23 protein-coding genes, 1 pseudogene and 1 riboswitch are annotated in these 24,226 nt (G+C 42.1%); of the genes and pseudogenes, 16 read left to right on the forward strand and 8 right to left on the reverse strand.

Annotated features, from left to right (window positions below):
• Nucleotides 1–48: 48 nt before the first annotated feature.
• Together ABN702_RS04420 and ABN702_RS04425 are read left to right on the forward strand one after the other, a co-directional pair.
• Nucleotides 49–768, forward strand: a complete 720-nt coding sequence (locus ABN702_RS04420) for a tRNA (adenine(22)-N(1))-methyltransferase (RefSeq protein WP_417899559.1) — start codon at nt 49–51, stop codon at nt 766–768.
• Complete coding sequence (locus tag ABN702_RS04425) at nt 755–1,873, forward strand: Nif3-like dinuclear metal center hexameric protein (RefSeq protein WP_417899560.1); 1,119 nt, start codon at nt 755–757, stop codon at nt 1,871–1,873. Before ABN702_RS04420 ends, ABN702_RS04425 begins: the two co-directional genes overlap by 14 nt.
• Before the next feature lie 780 nt (nt 1,874–2,653).
• Here the strand turns inward: ABN702_RS04425 and ABN702_RS04430 are convergent.
• Together ABN702_RS04430 and vrrA are read right to left on the reverse strand one after the other, a co-directional pair.
• Nucleotides 2,654–3,601 (reverse strand): 4-hydroxy-3-methylbut-2-enyl diphosphate reductase, encoded by a 948-nt coding sequence (locus ABN702_RS04430; protein WP_417899561.1) that lies wholly within the window; start codon nt 3,599–3,601, stop codon nt 2,654–2,656.
• A gap of 121 nt (nt 3,602–3,722) precedes the next feature.
• A complete protein-coding gene (gene vrrA / locus ABN702_RS04435; RefSeq protein ID WP_417899562.1) occupies nt 3,723–4,493 on the reverse strand; it encodes a VrrA/YqfQ family protein in 771 nt (256 codons plus the stop codon).
• Nucleotides 4,494–4,808: 315 nt separating this feature from the next.
• Here vrrA and ABN702_RS04440 point away from each other — a divergent pair, with 315 nt between their 5' ends.
• Together ABN702_RS04440 and ABN702_RS04445 are read left to right on the forward strand one after the other, a co-directional pair.
• Nucleotides 4,809–6,116, forward strand: coding sequence for a DEAD/DEAH box helicase (locus tag ABN702_RS04440; protein ID WP_417899563.1), 1,308 nt, complete (start codon nt 4,809–4,811; stop codon nt 6,114–6,116).
• Between the two features lie 76 nt (nt 6,117–6,192).
• Nucleotides 6,193–7,095: a deoxyribonuclease IV gene (locus tag ABN702_RS04445; protein ID WP_417899564.1), complete on the forward strand. Its 903-nt coding sequence runs from the start codon at nt 6,193–6,195 to the stop codon at nt 7,093–7,095.
• A gap of 39 nt (nt 7,096–7,134) precedes the next feature.
• Here ABN702_RS04445 and ABN702_RS04450 read toward each other — a convergent pair whose 3' ends face one another.
• Entirely contained in the window at nt 7,135–7,389 is a 255-nt protein-coding gene (locus tag ABN702_RS04450) for a DUF2624 domain-containing protein (protein WP_417899565.1), read from the reverse strand.
• A gap of 152 nt (nt 7,390–7,541) precedes the next feature.
• Between ABN702_RS04450 and ABN702_RS04455 the strand changes: the two genes are divergently transcribed.
• From ABN702_RS04455 to ABN702_RS04475, 5 genes and pseudogenes are all read left to right on the forward strand, one after another.
• On the forward strand, nt 7,542–8,948 hold the full coding sequence (locus ABN702_RS04455) for an ATP-binding protein (RefSeq protein ID WP_417899566.1): 1,407 nt from the start codon (nt 7,542–7,544) through the stop codon (nt 8,946–8,948).
• 155 nt (nt 8,949–9,103) lie between these two features.
• Complete coding sequence (locus ABN702_RS04460) at nt 9,104–9,874, forward strand: metal ABC transporter ATP-binding protein (RefSeq protein ID WP_417900824.1); 771 nt, start codon at nt 9,104–9,106, stop codon at nt 9,872–9,874.
• Nucleotides 9,874–10,709 (forward strand): annotated as a pseudogene (locus tag ABN702_RS04465) (metal ABC transporter permease). The gene ABN702_RS04460 and the pseudogene ABN702_RS04465 overlap by 1 nt, the downstream one beginning before the upstream one ends.
• Entirely contained in the window at nt 10,710–11,120 is a 411-nt protein-coding gene (locus ABN702_RS04470) for a Fur family transcriptional regulator (RefSeq protein ID WP_417899567.1), read from the forward strand.
• A 370-nt stretch (nt 11,121–11,490) separates the two neighbouring features.
• Nucleotides 11,491–11,655: a hypothetical protein gene (locus ABN702_RS04475; RefSeq protein ID WP_417899568.1), complete on the forward strand. Its 165-nt coding sequence runs from the start codon at nt 11,491–11,493 to the stop codon at nt 11,653–11,655.
• 65 nt (nt 11,656–11,720) lie between these two features.
• On the opposite strand, the gene ABN702_RS04480 is transcribed toward ABN702_RS04475, so the two are convergent.
• Nucleotides 11,721–11,843, reverse strand: coding sequence for a hypothetical protein (locus ABN702_RS04480; protein WP_417899569.1), 123 nt, complete (start codon nt 11,841–11,843; stop codon nt 11,721–11,723).
• 55 nt (nt 11,844–11,898) lie between these two features.
• Nucleotides 11,899–11,991, reverse strand: a riboswitch (cyclic di-GMP riboswitch).
• Between the two features lie 72 nt (nt 11,992–12,063).
• Entirely contained in the window at nt 12,064–12,645 is a 582-nt protein-coding gene (locus tag ABN702_RS04485) for a 5' nucleotidase, NT5C type (protein WP_417899570.1), read from the reverse strand.
• A 640-nt stretch (nt 12,646–13,285) separates the two neighbouring features.
• Between ABN702_RS04485 and ABN702_RS04490 the strand changes: the two genes are divergently transcribed.
• Entirely contained in the window at nt 13,286–13,699 is a 414-nt protein-coding gene (locus ABN702_RS04490; protein ID WP_417899571.1) for a hypothetical protein, read from the forward strand.
• A gap of 32 nt (nt 13,700–13,731) precedes the next feature.
• Here the strand turns inward: ABN702_RS04490 and ispG are convergent, their stop codons facing one another.
• The 3 genes from ispG to ABN702_RS04505 all read right to left on the reverse strand — a co-directional run bounded on the left by ispG (nt 13,732) and on the right by ABN702_RS04505 (nt 16,259).
• The gene (ispG, locus tag ABN702_RS04495) at nt 13,732–14,829 is read right to left on the reverse strand and encodes a flavodoxin-dependent (E)-4-hydroxy-3-methylbut-2-enyl-diphosphate synthase (RefSeq protein WP_204416441.1); all 1,098 of its coding nucleotides are present in this window, start codon (nt 14,827–14,829) and stop codon (nt 13,732–13,734) included.
• Nucleotides 14,830–14,993: 164 nt separating this feature from the next.
• Complete coding sequence (locus ABN702_RS04500) at nt 14,994–15,338, reverse strand: hypothetical protein (protein ID WP_417899572.1); 345 nt, start codon at nt 15,336–15,338, stop codon at nt 14,994–14,996.
• Between the two features lie 111 nt (nt 15,339–15,449).
• The gene (locus ABN702_RS04505) at nt 15,450–16,259 is read right to left on the reverse strand and encodes a DUF1189 domain-containing protein (protein ID WP_417899573.1); all 810 of its coding nucleotides are present in this window, start codon (nt 16,257–16,259) and stop codon (nt 15,450–15,452) included.
• Between the two features lie 203 nt (nt 16,260–16,462).
• On the opposite strand from ABN702_RS04505, the gene ABN702_RS04510 reads away from it, so the two are divergent.
• The 6 genes from ABN702_RS04510 (at nt 16,463) to ABN702_RS04535 (ending at nt 24,220) form a co-directional block, all read left to right on the forward strand.
• Nucleotides 16,463–18,103, forward strand: a complete 1,641-nt coding sequence (locus tag ABN702_RS04510) for a Na/Pi cotransporter family protein (RefSeq protein ID WP_417899574.1) — start codon at nt 16,463–16,465, stop codon at nt 18,101–18,103.
• Nucleotides 18,104–18,180: 77 nt separating this feature from the next.
• A complete protein-coding gene (locus ABN702_RS04515; protein ID WP_417899575.1) occupies nt 18,181–18,660 on the forward strand; it encodes a DUF456 domain-containing protein in 480 nt (159 codons plus the stop codon).
• A 116-nt stretch (nt 18,661–18,776) separates the two neighbouring features.
• Nucleotides 18,777–19,736 (forward strand): 6-phosphofructokinase, encoded by a 960-nt coding sequence (pfkA, locus tag ABN702_RS04520; RefSeq protein ID WP_417899576.1) that lies wholly within the window; start codon nt 18,777–18,779, stop codon nt 19,734–19,736.
• A gap of 130 nt (nt 19,737–19,866) precedes the next feature.
• Nucleotides 19,867–20,475, forward strand: a complete 609-nt coding sequence (locus tag ABN702_RS04525; protein ID WP_417899577.1) for a superoxide dismutase — start codon at nt 19,867–19,869, stop codon at nt 20,473–20,475.
• A gap of 141 nt (nt 20,476–20,616) precedes the next feature.
• Complete coding sequence (locus ABN702_RS04530; RefSeq protein WP_417899578.1) at nt 20,617–21,906, forward strand: MFS transporter; 1,290 nt, start codon at nt 20,617–20,619, stop codon at nt 21,904–21,906.
• A gap of 127 nt (nt 21,907–22,033) precedes the next feature.
• On the forward strand, nt 22,034–24,220 hold the full coding sequence (locus tag ABN702_RS04535; protein ID WP_417899579.1) for a peptidoglycan D,D-transpeptidase FtsI family protein: 2,187 nt from the start codon (nt 22,034–22,036) through the stop codon (nt 24,218–24,220).
• Nucleotides 24,221–24,226 lie beyond the last annotated feature (6 nt).

A 24,226-nucleotide genomic window follows, 5' to 3' on the forward strand; every position in this document is an offset into this window, starting at 1 on the left:
TACTTAGCATATCTGTAACAAAATACATAATAATTGTGGTGATCATTAATGAATGAATTAAAACTATCGAAGCGGCTGGAGGCGGTCACTTCCTATATCCCCAAAAACAGCATTTTGGCAGACATTGGATCCGACCATGCCTACCTCCCGTGCTATGCCTATCTGCAAGGGATGATTGATCGGGCGGTTGCTGGGGAAGTGGTGGAAGGTCCCTATCAATCTGCATTGGATCAAGTAAGAAGAACGGAGCTTTCCCATGTAATTGATGTGCGAAAAGGGGATGGACTTGAGGTCATCTCCCCGAATGAAGTGACCTGCATCACGATTGCAGGAATGGGCGGTACGCTTATCCAGACCATTCTCGAGAAGGGCAAGGAAAAGCTTGCAGGTGTCCAAAGATTGATCCTTCAGCCCAATATCGGCGCAAAGAAGGTAAGAGAATGGCTGTTGGACAATGGCTGGGAGCTTACTGCGGAAAAGATCCTGGATGATGAAGGACGTATCTATGAAATCCTTGTAGCGGACCGTGGCGATAGCGGAAAGCCTTACTTGAATAATAAAGAAGCAGGACTGTTGATGGGACCATTTCTGAGCAATGAGAAAAATGACGTTTTCGTTCAAAAGTGGACAAATGAAAGAGAGCACTGGAAGAAAATCGTCAGTCAGCTTGAAGATGCTCCTGTTACAGATGCGAACGAAAAGAAGAAATCCGAATTGAAAGCGAAGATCAAGCTGGTAGAGGAGGAACTTGGCATTGAAAACAGCTAACGGCCATGAAATCATACAATTGTTTGAACAATTTTCACCAAAGCGCTATGCGATGGAAGGTGATAAGATCGGCTTGCAGATCGGAACATTGAATAAGCCTGTGAAAAAAGTGATGATCACTTTAGATGTATTGGACAGCGTAGTTGATGAAGCGATTGAAAAGGAAATAGATCTGATCATCGCGCACCATCCGCCAATTTTCCGTGCATTGCCTCATGTAACCGATGGCAATGCAGCGGGTCGTATTGTCACGAAATGTATCAAGCATGATATCAGTGTGTACGTGGCACATACGAATCTGGATATAGCCGTCGGCGGGGTAAATGATATGCTCGCTGAAGCGCTTGGCTTGGTCGATACAAAGGTACTTGTGCCGACATTGACGGAGGAGTTGCGAAAGCTGAGTGTTTTTGTACCAGATTCTCACGCAGATGAAGTGCGTACAGCGTTGGGGGAGGCAGGATCTGGTCATATCGGCAATTACAGCCACTGCTCCTTCAGTTCGATAGGGGAAGGGCGTTTCCTTCCTATGGAAGGCACTGATCCTTTTATCGGAAAGCAGGGAGCGCTTGAAAAGGTCAAGGAAGTGAAAGTGGAAACCATCTATCCAGTATCACTCGAGAAAAAAGTGTTGAATGCGATGATAAAAGCCCATCCATATGAAGAGGTGGCCTATGATATTTTCGCCCTGAAGAACGAAGGGGAAACACTTGGCTTGGGTAGGGTAGGAAAGCTTGCTGAGTCGATGACTCTATCTGGTTTTGCCGAGCATGTGAAGCAGACGCTTGACGTGAAAAATGTCCGTGTAGTGGGCGGTTTGGACGATATGGTAAAGAAAGTCGCTGTAGTGGGTGGAGATGGAAACAAATACATCAACCATGCCAAGTTTGCTGGAGCTGATGTATATGTAACGGGAGATCTTTATTTCCATACTGCACATGATGCGATGGCAATCGGCTTGAATGTAGTAGATCCCGGTCACTACGCAGAAAAGATTATGAAAAAAGGGACAGCTGATATGCTTGTTGCTGCCGCTTCCGATTGTAAATGGGAGCTGGAAGTAGTGGTCTCGGAATCGAATACAGATCCTTTTACGATTATGTAAGTGGTATTTATGGAGCAGTCTGGCAGAAGTGGTGTCGGGCTGCTTTTTTTGTATGGGTGGTGGGTGGTGCAGGATTGATACCTTCACCCAGTCGGAAAAGAAAGAGCGGGGGAATCAAAAGGCAGGAATGATACCTTCATCCAGTCGGAAAAGAAGGAGTGAGGGAATCAAAAGGTCGGGATGATACCTTCACCCAGTGGGAAATGGAGGAGTGAGGGAATCAAAAGGTCGGGATGATACCTTCACTCCGTCGAAAAAGAAGGAGAGAGGGAATCAAAAGGCCGGAATGATACCTTCACCCAGTGGGAAATGGAGGAGAGAGGGAATAAAAAGGCAGGAATGATACCTTCACCCAGTCAGGAATGGAGGAGTGAGGGAATCAAAAGGTCGAGATGATACCTTCACTCCGTCAGGAATGGAGGAGTGAGGGAATCAAAAGGTCGGGATGATACCTTCACCCAGTGGGAAATGGAGGAGAGAGGGAATCAAAAGGCAGGAATGATACCTTCACCCAGTCAGGAATGGAGGAGTGAGGGAATCAAAAGGTCGGGATGATATCTTCACTCCGTCGAAAAAGAGGAGAGAGGGAATCAAAAGTCCAGGATGATGCCTTCACTCAGTCGCAAAAGGAAAAGTGAGGGAATCAAAAGGCCGGAATGATGCCTCAGCCGGTCGGTAGGTTTTACTTAGTTCATCGAAAAAACAGAAAGTGTGTTCATCTGCAAAAGATTAGCATGCAAATAAAAAAGCTACCGGAACTAATCCCGGCAGCAATCATATTTAAACCGTCTTCTTCTTAACCTTAGGCAATATCTTCTGCAAAGGAACATTTTTCGTCGTATTCCATGTTGCATCGTTCATAGGATCGAAGTTCTCGATAAACGTGATGACTTCTTTCGTAATAGGTGTTGGAGTGGACGCTCCTGCAGTTACAGCCACTTTTTTTGCATCCATCAGCCACTCTACCTTCAATTCGCTTATGTCTGATATACGGTATGCAGGAGTGCCGGCAATCTCATGGGAAACTTGCGCAAGGCGATTGGAGTTGTTGCTTTTTGGATCACCGACCACAATCGTTACGTCCGCTTCTCCAGCCTGCTCGGCAACAGCCTCTTGTCTAACCTGCGTAGCCAGGCAGATTTCTTTGTGCTGCTCCACGTGCGGATATTTCTCCTGTACCTTTATCATGATGTCAGCAACGTCCCATTGGCTCATTGTCGTCTGGTTCGTTACGATAATCTTTTCATTATGAATCGCAAGTCCTGCCACATCGTCCTCATTTTCTACAAGATGGACGATTCCTGGAGCGACACCGACGGCTCCTTCTGGCTCTGGATGGCCTTTTTTACCGATGTAGATGACATCATAGCCTTCCGCTTCCTTTGCACGAATCAAGTCATGTGTACGGGTAACATCCGGACATGTAGCATCGATGGTGGTCAGGCCTTTTTCTCTGGCAAGTTTTTTCACTTCCGGTGACACACCGTGAGCTGTGAAAATGACGGTACCGTGATCAATCTTGTCCAGAATCTCTTTTCGGTTCGCACCGTCAAGTGTAATGATTCCTTCTTCTTCAAATGCATCTGTTACATGTTTATTATGAACAATCATACCAAGAATGTAGATTGGGCGTGGTAACGTTTTGTCTAAAGCTGCATTTCTTGCAATAACCATAGCATCCACTACGCCGTAGCAATAGCCACGTGGGGCAATCTTAATAATCTCCATACTATGTTACCCTCCTTATTAATAAACAAAGAGAGTGATCTACGATACACACTCTCTCGCTACTATTCTCTTATTATAATATAAATGGGAGGGATAGTACAAAAGGAAGATAAGGGCAGTTCTAAACATAAAGCTTTGGTCCGGGTGCCCCCTTAGTTTTTGCCTCTTTTACTTCCTTAGCATCTGTTTCTGGTTTTTTCTTTTTACGGGGTTTAGACGAGGCTGCAGTACTTTTTTTGCTGTCAGAATCCGCGCCTTCATCTGTTGTCTCGGAGGAAGCTGTTTCTTCCTCATCATCCACATCGACATTTTTCAATTCGCTATATAATTTGATCATGGCAGGTACATTTCGAACGAGAGGCCCATATTGCTGAACCATTGGCATTACGGATTCCGCCATCTTTAGCGCCTTTTGAACATTGGTTAACATCCCGGTCAGGTTGCTTGGATTGGCAAGCTGCTGTAGAGCACCACTGTTAGCCAATTGGCCTAAGCCGCTACCAGTGTTGGCAAGTTGACCCAGTCCGCCCATTCCGCCGATGCTCCTTGCTCCTCCCCGGCCCAAAAGCTTGGCAAGCAAGCCCCCTCCGCCACCGGAACCGCCAACTTTCGCACTTCCAAAACCGGGTCCACCAAATCCAGACCCACCAAAACCAGGTCCTCCAAAGCCAAGTCCACCAAAACCAGATCCTCCGAAATTACCACCAAATAATGGTCCCCTGGAACCTCCTCCCATTCCCCCCATAAAAGGAGATGGGTTTCTCATCATCATTGGATTAGGCATATTTGACATATTTGGTGGCTGCATCTGCCCAAAGGGTTGCATGCCACCTCCGAACTGAAAAGGTGAAGCATTATTTGTTGGCATCGGTCGGTTTGGTCCAAAAAACATGGTAATCCTCCTTTCTTTCTTAAAAATTCTTGCGTGTTTGTTAAATCAGCGTGATTAATGGGGAAAATAGAAAGACATTAACAATTTACATGAGACAAATGCTTATTCTTTTATAATTTATGCCGTTGGTACTTGAAATGTTTATCGTCCCATAAGAATGGGCACAACCGTAATGTAGCCAAAACGAAGAAAGTCATTTATAATAGTAGTTTGGGTAAAAAAATGAGACAAACTTAATAAATGATCTCTTTGAAAATTATGGAACATTAACATAGATAATCATGATTTTAAATTAGAAATGCTGGAGGAAGATAGATGAATACACAATTTGAGAAATTCAAAGTGAAACCGTTTATATTGGAAGCGGTGAAAGAACTTCGTTTTCAAAAACCGACTGAGGTTCAAGAAAGAATGATTCCCTCCTTATTGAATGGAGAAAGCGCAATTGGCCAATCACAAACAGGTACCGGTAAAACGCATGCTTATTTGATTCCGATTTTAAGCAAAATTGACCCATCCCTTCAAGAGGTGCAAGCTGTCATCACCGCACCTACAAGAGAATTAGCCAACCAGATCTATCAGGAAGTTTTAAAAATGACAAAGTTCTGTGCACCTGACGAAGAAATTACCGCTCGCTGTTATATTGGTGGAACAGACAAACAGCGTACGATTGATCGTTTGAAGCAGCAGCCTCAAATTGTCGTGGGAACTCCAGGTCGTATCAAGGATCTGATGAGTGAAAAAGCACTACAGGTTTATACTGCTAAAACAATCGTCGTCGATGAAGCGGATTTGATGCTCGAAATGGGTTTTATTGAAGATATAGATAAAATCGCTTCTGCCATGCCAAAAGACCTTCAGATACTTGTATTTTCCGCAACGATTCCTGAAAAGTTAAAGCCGTTCTTGCGCAAGTATATGGAAAATCCAAAATATACACATGTAGCACCGAAGCAAGTTACTGCAACGAAAATCAATCACATGCTTATTCCGGTGAAATCAAAAAATAAAATGACTCTTTTGCATGATGTACTTGTTCAATTGAATCCTTTCCTGGCAATTGTGTTTACGAATACAAAGAAAAAAGCCGATGAAGTGGCGGATTCCCTCCTTGAACAAGGCTTGAAGGTTGGAAGAATCCATGGTGACCTGAATCCTCGTGAACGTAAGAAAATGATGAAGCAAATCAATGAACTGGACTACCAATATGTGGTTGCAACAGACCTGGCTGCCAGAGGTATCGATATTGATGGTGTGAGTCATGTTATCAATTTTGAAATTCCTACAGATCTGGATTTCTATGTACACCGCGTTGGACGTACTGGCCGTGCCGAATATTCCGGAAAAGCAATTACATTTTTTGAACCGTCGGATGAAAATGCATTGGCTCAAATCGAAAAACTGGGAATTACCTTTACACAGATGGATCTTAAAGGCGGCGAACTTGTAGAGATCGGTGCGCGTAATAAGCGTCAAAACCGTCAAAAGAAGATCAATGAGATAGATGTGGCTGCGAAAACAGCGGTTAAAAAGTCCGAAAAAGTAAAACCAGGCTACAAAAAGAAACATAAGTACGAAGTGGAGCAATTCAAGAAAAGGCAACGTCGTTTAAAGAAAAGATAAGGCGAGCTCTAATATGACCTTTCCCGACAACATTATGGTAAAATAAAGATGGATTTTTTAAAGAGGTGATGTTGTAGTGGAAAATAATCTTTTAATCGGTTCACATGTTTCGATGAGCGGAAAGAAAATGCTGCTTGCTGCAAGTGAAGAGGCGGCTTCTTATGGAGCGAATGTATTTATGGTCTATACAGGTGCTCCCCAGAATACAAGAAGAAAAAAAATAGAAGATCTTAATATTGAAGCAGGTCTTCAGCATATGAAGGACCATGGGATCAAGGACATCATTGTTCATGCCCCGTATATCATCAATATTGGAAATTCTGAAAAGCCGGAAACATTCGAGCTCGGAGTGAACTTCCTAGCGGAAGAGATCAGAAGAACAGAAGCAATCGGAGCGAAGCAGATTGTGCTTCATCCAGGCGCACATGTCGGAGCGGGAGCGGAAATTGGTATTTCCCAGATAATAAGGGGACTCAATGAAGCTCTTACTAAAGAACAAAATGTGCAAATAGCACTGGAAACGATGGCAGGTAAAGGTTCGGAGTGCGGAAGAACCTTTGAAGAAATTGCAGCTATCATCGATGGTGTACATCTCAACGAAAAGCTTTCTGTCTGCTTTGATACATGCCATGTTCATGATGCAGGCTACGATATTGTCGATGACTTTGATGGTGTATTGAAGCAGTTTGATGACATAGTAGGGCTGGATAGAATCAAGGTGCTTCATATCAATGACAGTAAAAATATACGAGGGGCAGCGAAGGACCGCCATGAGAATATCGGATTTGGGAACATCGGGTTTGATGCATTGAATTATATCGTGCATCACGACCAGCTTTCCGCCATCCCGAAAATACTGGAGACGCCTTATGTCGGAGAAGATAAAAAAGACAGAAAGCCTCCTTACAAACACGAGATTGCAATGCTGAGAAACAAAGTGTTCCAGGAAGATATATTGACGAAAATATTAAACGACTAATAGAAAAAGAGCAGGGGATTCACCCCCTGCTCCTTTTTGTCATTTTGTAAACTCCATAAACAATTGATTGACTTTTTTTGCTGTCTCATGACCGGTGATTTTTGCAACTTCCTTCATCAGCTGGATACGTTCCGATGTGTTGAAGACATTCACTTTTTTTGATTGTAAAAGAGCCGAAACCTTCTTTGCCTGATCTGAAGTCAATGAAATATTGTACTGAGCGCTGTAGTTCATCAGTTCTTCAGGTGAGATGTTGTGAAGCTTTTTGTTTACAATCTGCTGGTAAATATTCATAGAATCCCTCCCATGATAGCCTATGGAAAATAAACAAAAGTGCTACCTTTACGAAATAATATGACAATAGTTAGGAAATTATTGTATAATTAAAAAAAGATAAACAATAATTCATTTTTAACGATATTTAAAGGTAACAAGGGGGAGTCGCCTTGTCTTTTATCATAGATCAGAAGGAACAAGATATTTTTCGTACATTAAGCTCTGATTTGCGTTTGATTTTAAATGTAAACGGTTCAATAGAGGAGTGGAATGAGCATGCTGCCTCATTTTTCTCTTTAATGGATGAGGATAGATCATTTTTCTTAACTTTTCCGACCAGCTACAGGGAAAAAGTCTTTACATATATTCAAGAACTGGTGATGGCTAATGGGGAAATGCGAAAAAAGATTCTTTTTCACCGGATAGATGGGAAATACATAGAAGTGGTATACAATGGAAAGTTTACGGAGAACCGCATTTATTTGTCTGGGAATGTCATTGAAAGCAATGATGTGATGAGTATACTCCCATTGCATTATGGCACCATCGAACAATCCCTTAAATTGAATGAATTCACTACAAACTCACTGGATGTAGCCATATTGGTTCTTACTAAACAGGCTACCATTGAATATATCAACAAGCGCTGCCTCACCGTTTTGGAGCTTGATGTGGAGGAGGATACATACCGTAATGCCGATTTCTCAAGCATTCATACTCCAAGCTTTTTGAAACAGAAACTAATGGAAATCCACGAAGAAATTTATCTCAATAAAAACTTCAAGGAACGGATCTGTTATGACGATGAAATGCTTTTTCAGATACAAGGGCTTTATTTTGAACAGACGGAGAAAGTGTTTTTTATTATCCATGACCGCTCGTACCAGCAAAAATTTGAAAATCTACTGATTTATAAGCAGCAGATGGAGTCTGTTTCACAGATTTCCGCTGGAATGGCACATGAATTGAGAAACCCGCTTTCTGTAATCAAAGGGTTTATCCAGTTATCACAGATTACGAACAATTGGAGTAAGTACTATGATACCATCATGGCCGAAATCAATCGGATGAACTCCATTATTGAGGACTTCCTGTCGGTTTCCCGTAAAAAAGTGAAAAAGCAGCCGATTCAGCCACAACAGATTTTCCGTTCACTTGTTTACATTTTTCAATCAGAATGTTTGCTGCATAATATCGATTTTGATTTTGAAATAGACGAAGTGGAAGATCAGGTAGTAGTGAATGAAGCAATGATAAAGCAGGTTATGCTCAACTTTCTTAGAAATGCAATTGAAGCATATCCGGAGAACCAGAAGAGCAAGTTCTTCCTTTTGCGTGCTAAAAAATCGGATATGTTTTATGAAATAACCGTCATGGATAATGGGAAAGGCATGGCTGAGGATGTACTTGACCGGATTGGAAAGCCATTCTTTACAACCAAAGAAAAAGGGAACGGCCTTGGAATTCCGCTTTGCAAAAAAATAATTGAAGATCACGATGGGGAGCTTTTTATCGATAGTAAGCTGGGAGAAGGGTCCACTTTTTGCTATCGTCTGCCTCTTCATAAAAAAGCCTGATTTACAGGCTTTTTTGTTTAGCTTTGAAAAGGGTGGAGGATAATAAAAGTAGCAGGTTCAAACGATTTACTTTTCTACTTGTCTCCTGTATACTAATCTATTGTGGAAAAATCGTAATGATTCTTATCTTATAAGGTGTGAAATAGATGAAACCTATCGAAAATGTGTTAGAAATAAAAGGACTTTCCTTTAAATATGAACAGCAGAATGTGTTGGAGGATATCCACCTTACGATACCTGAAGGAGCATTCCTTGGACTGGTGGGTCCGAATGGTTCCGGAAAATCCACGCTGCTTAAATGTATCCTTGGCTTATTGAAGCCTCAGCAAGGTTCCATTCAGCTTTTTGGCAAGGACATCCGGAAATTTAAAGAGTGGAATAAAATAGGTTTTGTTTCACAAAAGGCTAATAGCTTTAATTCAGGTTTTCCAGCGACTGTTTTTGAAGTGGTATCTACAGGTCTTGTTTCAAAAGTCGGATTGCTTCGTTTCTTCAATAAGGAGCATAAAAGGAAAGTGTTGGATGCGATCAAAGCCGTAGGGATGGAGGAATTTGCCCATAGAAATATCGGCGATCTGTCAGGCGGCCAGCAGCAGCGTATCTTTATCGCCAGAGCCCTGGTAAGTGATCCTGAGCTGCTTATATTAGATGAGCCGACAGTAGGGGTGGATGCAAAAAATGTCCATAACTTCTACCTGATGCTCGAAAAACTGAACAAAGATCTGGGAATCACCTTAGTGATGGTGACTCATGATATAGGGACGATAACAGAAAAAGTGACACATGTGGCATGCCTGAACAAGACCTTGCACTTCCATGGTTTAACAGATGACTTTGAAAAATTATGTTCCCATGACTTATCTCAGTTCTATGGTCATGACGTCCATGTTCTTAGTCATCACCACCATGATGGAGGGCATATGTAATGATTTCAGCACTCATGCAATTCGAATTTTTAAGAAATGCGGTTTATACAGGATTATTGATAGGATTTTTGGCGCCGTTATTGGGTGTCTTTGTGGTTGTCCGGAGATTGTCCCTGATAGCGGACGCCCTTAGTCATGTGACGCTTGCAGGGATAGCAGCGAGCCTTCTGGTGGAAAAGCGGTTCGGCCTTTTCACCGGGTTAAGCCCGATTTATTTTGGGATGGCTTTTTCTGTAACTGGAGCTCTCTTTATTGAGAAGCTGAGGGGTGTGTATAAGCATTATCAGGAGCTTGCCATACCTATCATTCTTTCGTCCGGGATTGGACTCGGAGTCATTTTCATCTCGCTTGCGGATGGCTTTAACACCGACTTGTTCAACTTTCTGTTCGGAAGTGTCAGTGCGGTAACAAGTGTGGACTTTTGGACCATTTTTGTTATTGCGATTGCGGTTGTTGCAACAATCGTCCTTTTCTATAAAGAATTTTTCGTCCTTTCCTTCGATGAGGAGCATGCGAAGGTGTCAGGTGTGAATGCCAGAATGTTTCATTTGATTTTTATCATCATGGTAGCACTGGTTATTGCCGCAAGCATGCGCATTGTAGGGATACTTCTTGTTTCATCCCTTATGACATTGCCTGTTGCCGCAAGTATGCGTCTGAGCCGCGGGTTTAAACAGACCATTTTATTGTCGGTGCTATTTGGGGAGATTGCGGTGATAGGTGGCCTTGCCACATCTTTTTACCTGGACCTAGCTCCGGGGGGACGATTGTCATTATTTCTGTCTTGATTCTCATTATTACAATTCTTTGGAATAAAGTAAGGAGAGGAAAGTAAATGAATGTCTCACAAGCCTTGCTCTTAATGAAAAACAAGGGGTACAAATATACTGGAAAAAGGCAGGAAATGCTGGAGTTGTTTGCAGCAGAGGACAAGTATTTGACTGCAAAGGACGTATTGGATGCCATGAAGGAGAACTATCCTGGCCTCAGCTTTGATACAATCTACCGGAATCTGGCGCTATTTGTGGAGCTTGATATTTTGGAAAGTACGGAACTGTCCGGGGAAAAGCATTTCCACTTTACCTGTTCAACAAACCATCATCACCATCATTTTATCTGCCTGGACTGTGGAAAAACCAAAGAAATCGAAACCTGCCCAATGAAAAATCTTGGTGAAGATCTAAACGGCTATGATGTAACAGGTCATAAGTTTGAGATATATGGAAGATGTCCTGAATGTGTTTAGAAACTAGAGAAGATGAAATGAAAAACGGCTGCGTATCTGCAGCCGTTTTATTTTTGACTTCACCTTTTCTCCAAAACCAACATATAAAGGTACTATAGTCTTATATGTAATACTAGCCCTCGAAAAATCGGGAAAGCAGTCGAACTTTCTCATATAAGCTCTTTTCGTAAGGTTTGTTGCTTTTGACCGTAAAAAATCGGCTTTTGGATTTTTTTACAGAGATAAACTACACAATGTTTAAATAATTTATTAACTTCATACACCGAAAAGAGCACGATGATGAAAAAGTTTACGTGTTTATATTGTATTCGTCTTACGTAACAATTTCTGCGAATACAGCCTCATATATGAAAAAATAAGGGTGTATGCAATGTTCAGGAAGAAGGTAGAGGAGTCCTCTTTAAATAAGGAGGACCTGGTTGTCATTTTGGAAACAGCAAAAGAAATGGGTACGAAAAATCAGGAAATCAATACGATTGATTTTGTTGATAGCATAAAAAATCAATTAATCAAAGCCATGAGAAAACATGGTTGATTGAAATTGAAAAAAGCTGACTCATCAGACGCTGTTCTGCGTAGGTAAGTCAGCTTTTTTCATCTTTAAATGGCTGTGTTAACTAGAACTGTAATTCCAGCACCTACAAATACAGAAAAAGCAATTAGGGAAGCGTATAATATTTTTTCTTTTCTTTCAGGTGTGAACCATGTTTCTTCGTTATGCATGATTATTTTCCTCCTTTAACGTTAAAGCCCGTACGGAGGTTGTTTCATGTGCGTGTTCGGTAGCTGGCTAGCATGGCTCTATACATGGAAGAACTTTAGCTCCATAGCTTTGCGTCATCACTTTTCAATGATTTTGCCTTTTCGTACGGCTTTTTCATCATAATTATCGACAAAGTTATCCAATTTGTAAAGAAAATTGTCGAAAGATGGGCATAAAGTCTTATTTTAGTGAAGCGGTAGATTGAAGGAGGTTTTGTACTATTTTCTCTGCTTCAAACCAATTGCTCACTCTATGTACATTATCAGGGATTGGATTTCTGTTATAGGGTGTATCAAAGAGAATGACAGGAATGTGGCATTGTTCGCTGATATCCACTGCGTTATCATGCTTATCTTCAAAAAAGAGGTCAATATTATGTTGCTTGACAGCACTTATCTTATTATGTGTGCCCAAAAGCTCCAAATGATCGTAATCAATCTCTTGCTTGGCGAACCAAGTATTGGTGATCTCAAATAGATGGTTTCTACGTGCACTGATAAAAAAGAGATCAAATTCCCCCTGCCACTTTTGGACAATCTCTTTTGCGCCAATCGCCAATGGGGCATCCTGATAGATGACAGGTTCCATTTCGTCCATCCATTCCCAAAAGCCTTCCTCCGACAATCCCATAAGGGGTGTCAGATCGTATTGGGTCATATCTTCGAGGGTAATGTTTTTATTTAAGGTTTTATTGATAAATGGAACAAAGGTGGTAGGGCAGGTCAATGTTCCATCAATATCGATTCCAAGTCTTTTTCTCATGTGTTACCTCCCGCTTTTCTTCATAAGGACATCTTATCATATTTTGTCCAAAAAACAGTTAATAAGAACTAAGTTCACTTTTAAATTAGGCTGTTTTCGCATTCATTGTTGTTATTGGATAAGTAAACATCAAATGAAGCCCGTTGATTTCCGCTCCGGACACAAGATTCGCCGGGGACGGATGGGAGCCTCCTTGGCTTCGCCTGTGGGGTCTCCCATGCCATCTACTTTCCCGCAGAAGTCAAGTGTCCTCCGCTTCAATCAACTCAGTTCTTTAACAGTTTTTGCTCCTTTGAAATGAAAGTATGGCAAAAAGATCAATTTTTTAAACTTTAGAAAAGCGAATTTTATACTATAGTTCACCCCTGTTGGTTGGAGTGCAAGGCGTGAGACTCCTGCGGGAGCAGCGTGTCAAGGGATACCCCGCAGGCGCAAAGCGCCGAGGAGGCTCGCGAGGCCGCCTTAGGATAAGCGAACGCCTGGAACGGAGACCAACAGGGTGTTTAATGTTAAAACCTTATCTTTAGCCCAGCGCTATTGAAAAAGCGGGTTGCTTCGGAAAAAGTTAACATATATCTTTTGGTTGGCGGAGGTCATAATAAGTAATGCTCCTAACTTCTTATGAAAGCGAGGGATACGAATGGCAAATGAAATGGAGAAAAACGAAGAAGCACGAGAACGTTTTGATTCAGAATTGGCTTATCAAGATCCTCACGTAGCGGCAGGAAAATCGCAACAGCTGTATTTGGAAGAAAATGCGGCAGAGGTTGCGGTTGCTCCTCCTGTACTACGCTCAGATAGAAGCGGGGAAAGAGAAGAGGTCTTTGAGGAGGAACGAAGCGATGTGATGGGAATGAGCGGCAGAGGCCTTGGATTTCTTGGACTTGCTCTTTCTATACTATCTTTATTCTTCCTACCGATCATCATGGGTGCTGCTGGTATCATTGTGGGCTTCATTGCCCGCAAACGTGGTGCTACAGGGTTAGGAGCATGGGCGATAGGTATCGGTATCGTATCGATCGTTGTTGGGTTGTTTGTACTTCCACTTTTTTAACCTAACGAAAAAAAGCTTGGCACTTTTCAGTGTCAAGCTTTTGCTTTTTCTGCTTCCTGGTTTGCAAAATATTCTTCTGCAATTTTATCGATTTCTTTCTTTAGTTCCTCGACCATTACCGCTTCAGGAACTTTACGGACGATTTCTCCTTTACGGAAAAGAAGACCCTCGCCTCGTGCCCCTGCAATTCCGATATCCGCTTCGCGTGCTTCACCTGGACCATTTACCGCGCATCCAAGAACCGCGACCTTGATTGGAGCTTTGATTGTGGAAATGTATTCTTCCACTTCATTCGCAATGCTGATCAGGTCGATTTCGATACGTCCGCAAGTAGGACAGGAAATCAATGTTGCGGCGTTGGAGGAAAGCCCGAAAGATTTCAGTAATTCACGTGCAACCTTTACTTCTTCAACAGGATCGGCGCTAAGGGAAATACGTAGTGTGTTTCCGATACCTTTGCTCAGGATAGCTCCCAATCCTGCAGCACTTTTCACCGTTCCGGCAAACAAAGTTCCGGATTCAGTGATACCTAAGTGAAGAGGGTAGTCGAAAGCTTTAGCAGCTTTTTCATAAGCTTCAATCGCAAGATTCACATCAGATGCTTTCATGGATACGATGATATCGTGAAAATCCAGGTCTTCAAGTATCTTGATGTGGTGAAGCGCGCTTTCCACCATTCCGTCAGCAGTCGGGTAGCCGTATTTTTCAATGATACGCTTCTCAAGAGAACCGGCATTTACCCCTATACGGATAGGAATACCCTTTGCTTTGGCTGCATTTACTACAGCTTCCACCTTTTCACGGCGTCCAATATTCCCCGGGTTGATACGGATCTTGTCTATACCGCCTTCAATGGCTTTTAACGCTAGCTTATAGTCAAAGTGGATGTCTGCCACTAATGGAATATTAATTTGTCTCTTGATGTCCGCAATGGCGTTGGCAGCACGCTCATCAGGAACTGCTACTCGAACTACCTGACAGCCCGCTTCTTCCAGGCGTTTGATTTCAGCAACTGTCGCCTCGACATCATGAGTTTTTGTTGTAGTCATACTTTGGATAAATAGTTCATTGCTTCCGCCGATAGTAAGATCGCCAACCTTTACCGGACGGGTTTTAGTACGATGTATCATTTCATTCACGAGTGAATCGCTCCTTTTAGGAATGATCTAAGATCAAAACATCTATCTTCATCAGATTACCTTTAATCCAGGAAAAAAGCTAGTATTATCCACTAACTCCCAACATATTTTAACAACTGAGATATAGAAAGACAAGTGGAAATGTTTAAGTGCCTCTAGTATAGGGGAAACTTATATATTTTGCCTACTTGGATCTTTTCAGGTGCCATTCCTTCATTAAGAATCTGAAAATCCTCCACCAGTTGAGTGATGGACACAGGGATGGGCTTATTGGCGATTCGCTCAGCAACTGTGAGAACGGTATCACCGGCTTTTACTTCCACTTCTATGTAAGTTGTATTGGAATCTGATTCCGTTTCTGGTTCCTCTGTCAAGGAAGGAGTGGTCATGACCTGGGCTGCCTGCTGAACGTTTGCGATGGGGATGGTTCCTTTTGAGAGGTCATAATAGATGCTGAAGATAGTGATACAGATAAGGGCTGCAATGAATAGTCGAATCATGGGAAATTTCCTCCTAAGACAATATAGTTAATTCACTATATGCTTGTCCCCGGAGGTTATGACAAAACCAAACAAAAAAAACCGCTGGACTTTTTCCAGCGGTTAAAAAGGTTATTCCTGTATTTTTCTGATTTTGACTTCTTTGATTATCAGGAAGAGAACAAATACCGCAATGGCAAAGTTCAGCCATACCGCTCCAGGGACCGGGATGGATAAAGCCTCCATAATGGCAAAAAACACGCTTGGTATGGTGACAGCGTATGCGGACATGATCCATGTATGACGGAAATTCAGGTTCGTGCGTTGAAGCGCATTCTTTAATACCAGCCCGATAAGACCAAGAATGGTCACTTGAATAAATTTAGTGGCACTGAAGAAAACGTAGCTTGCAATGATGATGAGGGTAATCCACACAGGAAGCGTTCCTTCCATAGAATCCAAAAAGGAGACAACCTCTTTCTTACCTATATAGGCACCTTGAAAATCCGAGAATGGTATATATTCGACTGTGCCCTGGTAAACGAGCAGCGCTTCATCCTGCTGGAAAACCAGCACTTCCTGATATGCTTTGATCTCACTTAGGGAAAGTTCATTTTCAGGATCGAAAATGATGGTCATTCCACTTTCCTTCATAACAAATGGCTCCTGTACATCAGCGTGAAATCTGTCCTCTTCTATGTAGAAATCGGGAACATCAGACTCGAAAATTTCTTGTGCGCTTTTATAAAAATTTGTTACATCGGTTCCAATGTTGACAAACTTGGGAATAGAAGTAATGAGTACAAGGAAAAATACAAAAAGTATCGTCTTTCCGATACCTTGAAAACGGAAGCTTGCCATCGTTTTCGGTGAGTATAGGCTTTTAATGAATTGTTTGAAAATATTCAACTGGATCAGTCCTTTAAAGATATTGATTTTCATCCTAATGTTACCTTAATTTGGGTATGTATACAATATTTTATTGAAGTATCAGAATTCTTCGTTATTTTCAAGTGTCGGTTTGTAAAGATAATGTAAATTTATCGGGTTTTCTATTTACATTAGTTCTACATTAGGTTAATAATTGTACTTGGTTTTGTTGATTTTTGTCGATAATAAGTACATAAATTAAGGGGTTGAATGTATTGGATTTGGATATTCAAAAGATGATATTTGAATTTATTGGTGGTCTTGGTATCTTCCTTTTTGGTATTAAATACATGGGAGACGGACTACAGAAATCAGCTGGAGACAAGCTGAGAGATATTTTGGACAGATTTACAACCAACCCTTTCATGGGAGTCCTTGCGGGTATTATTGTCACAGTCTTGATTCAATCAAGTTCTGGTACAACCGCTTTGACAGTGGGCCTTGTTAGTGCAGGCTTTATGTCCCTGAGACAAGCAATCGGAGTCATCATGGGGGCAAATGTGGGAACAACGGTTACTGCCTTTATCATCGGTATTAAAATTTCGGAATATGCCCTTCCAATTATTGCAGTCGGTGCTATCCTGTTATTCTTCTTTAAAAATCAAAAGCTCCATTATTTGGGGCAGGTAATATTCGGGTTTGGTGCCTTATTCTATGGATTGGACATAATGGGTGATGGGTTGAAGCCATTAAGAGAGCTTCAAGCATTTGTTGATTTGACTGTATCCATGAGTGAAAGCCCAATTTTAGGTGTGGTGGTCGGAACAGTATTTACTGTGTTGGTTCAAAGCTCAAGTGCGACCATTGGTATTCTTCAGGAACTGTTTGGGCAGGGATCTATCAAATTGGATGCCGCTTTACCCGTATTATTCGGTGACAATATAGGAACAACCATTACTGCTGTATTAGCTGCAATAGGTGCTTCTGTAGCAGCGAGACGAGCAGCGCTTTCACATGTATTATTCAATTTGATTGGTACTACTATTGTTCTTATACTATTAACTCCATTCGAAAAACTGATCATTTGGTTCCAGCAATCACTGAATCTGAACCCGGAAATGACAATCGCATTTGCTCACGGTACATTTAACATAGCCAATGTGATTATCCAGTTCCCATTGATAGGCTTGCTGGCGCTGATTGTAACCAAGATTATTCCTGGTGAAGACAGTGTAGTGGAATATAAACCGAAACATCTTGATCCTATTTTTATTGAACAGTCTCCTTCCCTTGCGCTAGGACAAGCTAAAGAGGAAGTTGTCCGAATGGGTGGTTTTGCCATAGCTGGATTGGAAGAGACCCAGAACTATTTGAAAACAGGTACTACAAGGCATTCGGAACAGGCATACCAACTTGAGGATGCCATAAATAATCTTGACCGTAAGATAACCGATTATCTTGTCAAGCTTTCATCAAGCTCCCTTTCAGATAACGAATCGGAAGAACATTCCGTATTAATGGATACAGTTAGAGATATCGAACGTATCGGAGATCATTTTGAAAACATCGTGGAACTGGTTGATTTCCAGATTGCCAACAAAGTGGAATTGACTGATTCTGCAGATACGGACTTGGAAGAAATGTTTGCCTTGACAGTTACAACAGTAAAAGAGGCAATTGAAGCTCTTAATACAAATAATAAAGATTTAGCAAATGATGTAAGACTTAAAGAAGATCGAATCGATAAAATGGAACGTACTTTGCGTAAAAAGCATATTTTACGTATGAATGAAGGTGCGTGCTCCGGTCAAGCCGGTATCGTATTTGTCGATATCGTGAGCAACTTAGAGCGTATCGGGGACCATGCCGTAAATATTGCAGAAGCAGTTTTAGGTGAGGACCACGAAACGCTATAATAGATAGTAACTTAGAAAATGCCGGACTCTCTAGGGGGTCCGGCTTTTCTTGCATAATATCGAAATGGAGGATGAATATGGATATCGTCTATTGGATCATCATCATTGCACTGTTTGTTATCTCATTTGTAGGATTGATCTACCCGATCATCCCAAGTGTGCTATTCATTGTAGGGGGATTTCTTTTATATGGAGTGTTCTTCTCCTTTGAAGAGCTGAACGTCTGGTTTTGGATTATTACGGGGTTGTTTGTCGTGCTTCTATTTGTAGCCGATTATTTTGCCAACCTACTGGGAGTCAAGAAGTTCGGCGGAAGCAAAGCGTCGATTTGGGGAAGTACAATTGGTCTATTGGCCGGACCCTTTGTCATACCGGTTGCTGGTATTATCCTCGGCCCGTTTTTAGGGGCAATTTTTGGGGAACTGCTTTTCAATAAAAAGGAATGGAAGGCCGCGGTGAAAATCGGCTTCGGCTCTGTTGTGGGACTTTTCAGCAGTGTTCTTGCAAAAGGTTTGATTCAAATGGTGATGATCCTTTGTTTCCTTTTCTTTATATAGCTTAACATTGGCATTTTACCGACATGGAATGGTTTAATATGGATATACTAATCTTTGTTTAACCTGCAAGCTTTTGTGTTAGGTAAAGGTATGTTCAATTATAGGGAGTGAAGATAATGAAAACAATCGGGGTATTGACGAGCGGCGGGGATTCGCCTGGCATGAACGCAGCCGTCCGTGCTGTAGTGCGGAAAGCAATCTATCACAATTTAAATGTATACGGTATATATCAGGGTTATGCTGGGTTGATGGGGGGCAACTTCAAGAAGCTTGAGCTAGGATCGGTGGGGGATATCATTCATCGTGGGGGGACCATCCTCTATACGGCAAGAAGCGAGGAATTCAAGACCCTTGAAGGCCAGAAAAGGGGAATTGAACAGCTGAATAAGCATGGTGTAGAGGGACTGGTTGTCATTGGTGGAGATGGTTCCTATCGTGGTGCAGAGAAGCTGACGGAACACGGCTTCCCATGTATCGGTCTACCAGGTACCATCGACAATGATATTGCAGGAACCGATTATACGATCGGCTTCAATACAGCCTTGCACACTGTCATTGATGCGATTGATAAAATAAGGGATACAGCCACATCGCATGAACGTACATTTATTATAGAAGTAATGGGGCGCCATGCCGGTGATATTGCCTTATGGGCGGGATTGGCCGGTGGAGCGGAAACAATCATCATTCCCGAAATAGATTTTAAACTCGAAGACGTCGTAGGCCGTATCAAAAGCGGACAAAAGCGTGGCAAAAAGCATACCATCATCGTCCTGGCTGAAGGTGTAAGCAATGGAATGGACTTTGCGAAGCTGATTGAAAGGGAAACAAGCCTTGAAACACGTGTATCAGTATTGGGGCACATACAGCGTGGAGGAACCCCGACGGCATTTGACCGCGTGCTGGCGAGCAGACTTGGAGGCCGTGCTGTAGAATTGCTGATAGAAGGAAAAGGTGGACGTGCAGTCGGAATGGAACAAAACAGTATAGTTGATTATTCCTTTGAAGAGGTCTTTTCCATACCTCACAAAATAGATGAGAGCATGTATCGACTCTCACAGGAACTATCCATTTAAATAAATGTGACAAGTTTAAGGCAGATTATTTGAAAGATACTACAAGTTTTGGTAATCTGAAAATAATGAATCACGGGATGGAGAGCCAACCCTGATTTATACCTACATAACAAATTAGGAGGAGATAATTATGGCATACGAATTACCACAATTACCTTATGCTTATGACGCATTGGAGCCTCATATCGACAAAGAAACTATGAACATTCACCACACAAAGCACCACAATACTTATGTAACTGGTATTAACGCAGCTCTTGAAGGTAAAACAGAACTTCAAGGCAAAAGTGTGGAAGAGCTAATCTCCAACATGGAAGCTGTTCCTGCAGAAATCCAAACTGCAGTTCGCAACCACGGTGGTGGACACGCAAACCATAGCCTTTTCTGGAACATCTTGACTCCAGGCGGTTCTACTTCTCCAACTGGTGAATTGGCAGATGCCATCACTAGCAAATTCGGTAGCGTTGAAAACTTCAAAGAAGAGTTCACTAAAGCTGCTACAACTCGTTTCGGCTCTGGCTGGGCTTGGTTAGTAGTAAACAACGGTGAGCTTGAAGTGACAAGCACACCAAACCAGGACTCTCCTTTAATGGAAGGTAAAACTCCTATCCTAGGTCTTGACGTTTGGGAGCATGCTTACTACCTAAACTACCAAAACCGCCGTCCAGATTACATTTCTTCTTTTTACAATGTAATCAACTGGGATGTTGTTGGAAAGCTTTATAACGAAGCGAAATAATTATCGATTGATGACTCTCGTCCTTAGGTGGGCGGGAGTTTTTTATTTTGTATTCCTGTAGTGACATAATGGTATCCAAAAACAATACATATTACCTCCCCATTAAGCCACAATAAATGTAGATAAAGGAGCGAGGGTAATATGGTTGCATTAAAAAAGTTAATTGGCGATGTGGAAGTGAATAAAAACTTGCTGCTGCTATTGGTCATTGGTGGACTCTATTCACTGAGCATCGCATTATCGAACACCTTTGTAAATGTTTACTTGTGGAAGCAGTCGGGAGAGTTCAGCGATCTGGGCTTTTATAACCTGGCGGTGGTCATCTTTCAGCCTCTGACATTCATTCTGGCTGGTAGATGGGCAAAAAAAATCGATCGAGTCATAGTGCTACGTTTAGGAGTCGTATTCTTAGCACTTTTTTATTTGTCTGTACTCTTTATAGGGGATCAGGCATCTACCTATTTATTGATGCTCGGTTCCTTACTTGGAATCGGCTACGGATTCTATTGGCTCGCTTTTAATGTCCTTACATTTGAAATAACGGAGCCGGAAACCCGGGATTTTTTCAACGGATTTTTAGGGATCCTGACTTCTGTAGGTGGGATGATAGGTCCGTTTGCTGCCGGGTACATCATTTCCACTTTGGAGAAGTTTACAGGGTACACGGTCATTTTTACGATCTCGCTGATCCTATTTTCTGCTGCTGTCATCTTAAGCTTATTTATTAAGCGAAGAGGGGCAGAGGGAAGCTATGAACTGAAACGGATCATCAAAGAAAGAAGAAACAATGACAATTGGCGTTATATTACCAATGCCCATTTCTTTCAAGGAATAAGGGAGGGTACATTTATTTTTGCAGTATCCGTATTGGTGTATATCACAACGAACAGTGAAATGGCACTCGGAACCTTTGGGTTGTTGAATTCGGCTGTAGCATTTGTTGCCTACTATTTTGCCACAAGGCTTATCAAGAAGCATCACAGGAAAAAAGCCATCCAGTTTGGTGGGCTGATCTTGTACGGGGCGATATTCTTCCTGGTATTCGAGCTTACATATGTGAAACTTCTCTTCTATGCGGTGACGATTGCGATTGCTTATCCATTGTTATTGGTGCCATACGTCTCCCTGACATATGACGTGATCGGCAGAAGCTGGAAGGCTGGCGAGATGCGCATAGAGTATATTGTGGTCCGCGAGATTTTCCTGAATGGAGGTAGAGCTGTTTCCGTTATACTTTTCCTGATAGCTGTCCTATTTTTTGATCAGGAAAAAAGTATACCGGTCCTCATGTGTATCATCGGGGCTGGTCATGCGATGATTTATCCTTTTGTGAGGAAAATTGAATTTGAGCCGACTAAACCAGTCGTAAAAGAGGAACCGCATCCAATTGTGACAACTTTACGGGATGGCGAAGGAGAATCTAAGCCTTAGTTCCATTTATTAATAGATATTTGAAGTGATTTCTTATACAATAAAGATAGACAAAGACACCTAGGGAGATTACTAATAGGTGTCTATTGCTTTTTATGCAAAAATTTCAGATGAAAAGGTGTAGGGTATGACCAATCAGAAACAAAAAAAGAAGAAAAAGAATTATGTCCCATATAGGTTGAATCTTTTGTTTTTTGCGGTATTCTTGTTGTTTTCTGCCCTTATACTTCGCTTAGGATTTGTCCAGATCGTGTTTGGAGAGGACTATCGCAAGGAAGTGGATAGAGAAGAGAATGTTACTGTAAATACATTGGCGCCAAGAGGGAAAATATTTGATCGCAACCATAACGTAGTGGTGGATAATACCCCATTAAATGCGATTACATATACGAGAATGCAATCCACCTCTTCCAAGGAGCAGTTGGAAATTGCAAGGGAGTTATCCGAGGTCATCACGCTTGATACGGAGGAAATTCAGGAGCGGGACAAAAAGGACTATTGGATCCTGACTCATCCGGATGAAGCCAAGAAACTGATTACAGATGCAGATATGAAAAAAGTCGAAGATGGCGAGATTGAAGAAGGGGACCTGTATAAGCTTCAGTTGGATCGGATAACCGAAGATCATTTGAAGGAGATTACAGAATCCGAAGAGGATATGAAAGTCCTTGCCATCTTCCGTGAACTAATCAAAGGCTATCCTCTTACCCCGCAAATTGTGAAAAATGAGAACGTAACAGCAAAAGAGTATGCCATCATCAGTGAAAGCCTCGGGAACCTACCTGGTGTTGATATTATGACGGATTGGGACCGCCAGTATGTGTTCGGAGACACTTTACGTTCCATATTGGGAAGAGTGTCAGATACGGATAGTGGTATACCAAGTGAACGTCTCGAGGAATTCCTTGCAAAAGGATACAGCCGTAATGACCGTGTTGGTATGAGTCAGATCGAGGCCGAGTACGAAAATGTGCTGCAGGGTCAAAAGGCGAGAGTGAGAAATGTGACAGATTCCTCTGGCAACCTGTTGCGCCAGGAAAAAGTGTTTGAAGGACAAAGAGGAAAAGACCTAGTTCTTTCTATAGATATGGAACTGCAACAAATCGTTGAAAAAGTTTTGGTCGAAAAGATGCTGGCAGCGAAAGCAAATCCTGCAGCAAAAGCGGAATTCTTGGATCGTGCATATGCAGTAGTCATGGATCCCAAGACAGGTGAAGTACTTACACTTGCTGGGAAACAGCTTGTACGTAACGATAAAGGTGAAATGGAAGTACTTGATCATGCCCTTGGAACATTCCAATCAGCGTTTGAACCGGGATCTACTGTAAAGGGCGCCACCGTATTGGCAGGTTTCCAGCATGGTGTCATTCAGCCTGGAAGCTATCAATTAGACACCCCATTATATCTAGGGCAACAGCGCCTTAAAAAAGGTTCATACGTAAACATGGGGAGTATCAATGACCTCACTGCTCTTGAACGCTCCTCCAACGTATATATGTTTAAGACTGCACTTGCTATTGCAGGGGCTAATTACAGGCCTGGAGAATCGCTCTACGTAAAACCGGAAGCTTATGATACATTAAGAAGCTATTTTGCCCAATTTGGTTTGGGTGTGAACACGGGAATAGATTTGCCGAATGAATCCACAGGGGTAATTGGCGGGGATAAATCACTGCCAGGTCTGCTGCTCGATTTATCTATAGGACAGTATGACAACTACACGACGCTTCAATTGGCACAATATGTCTCTACAATCGCAAACGGAGGCTATCGTGTAAAGCCACAGTTGGTAAGAGAAGTAAGGGAGCCGGTTGAAGAGGATGGTTTAGGACCTGTCCTTCAGCCATTCAAGCCCGAAATTCTTAACAGGGTCGATATGACAGATGCTGAAATCAAGCGCGTCCAGGAAGGTTTCATCAGAGTGTATAACGGCAATCGGGGTACTGCAAGAGGATCCAAAATGAAGGAATATAAACCGGCAGGTAAGTCAGGTACTGCACAGTCAAGATATGTGCAAACATTGGAAAATGGGAAAAAAGTGGGACATGATACGCTAAACTTTAATCTGATTGGCTATGCGCCATACGATAATCCCGAACTTGCCTTTGCCATCATGGTTCCTTATGCTTCCACCGGTTTTAACGTAACTGGAGGAATCAGTACCGAAATCGGGGACGAAATAATGAAGGCATATTTCGAACTAAAGGAGAAACGGACGAATGGTCTGGATAACCCGGAAGAACAAAATACCATCGTAACGGAAGATGGGACAGTCCCTGTAGATGAAGAACAAAATCAAGAAGGCAACGAATAGACTAAA

The sequence above is a fragment of the Bacillus haimaensis genome (genome assembly GCF_048270625.1).
In the GTDB taxonomy this organism is placed as follows: domain Bacteria; phylum Bacillota; class Bacilli; order Bacillales; family Bacillaceae_I; genus Sutcliffiella_A; species Sutcliffiella_A haimaensis.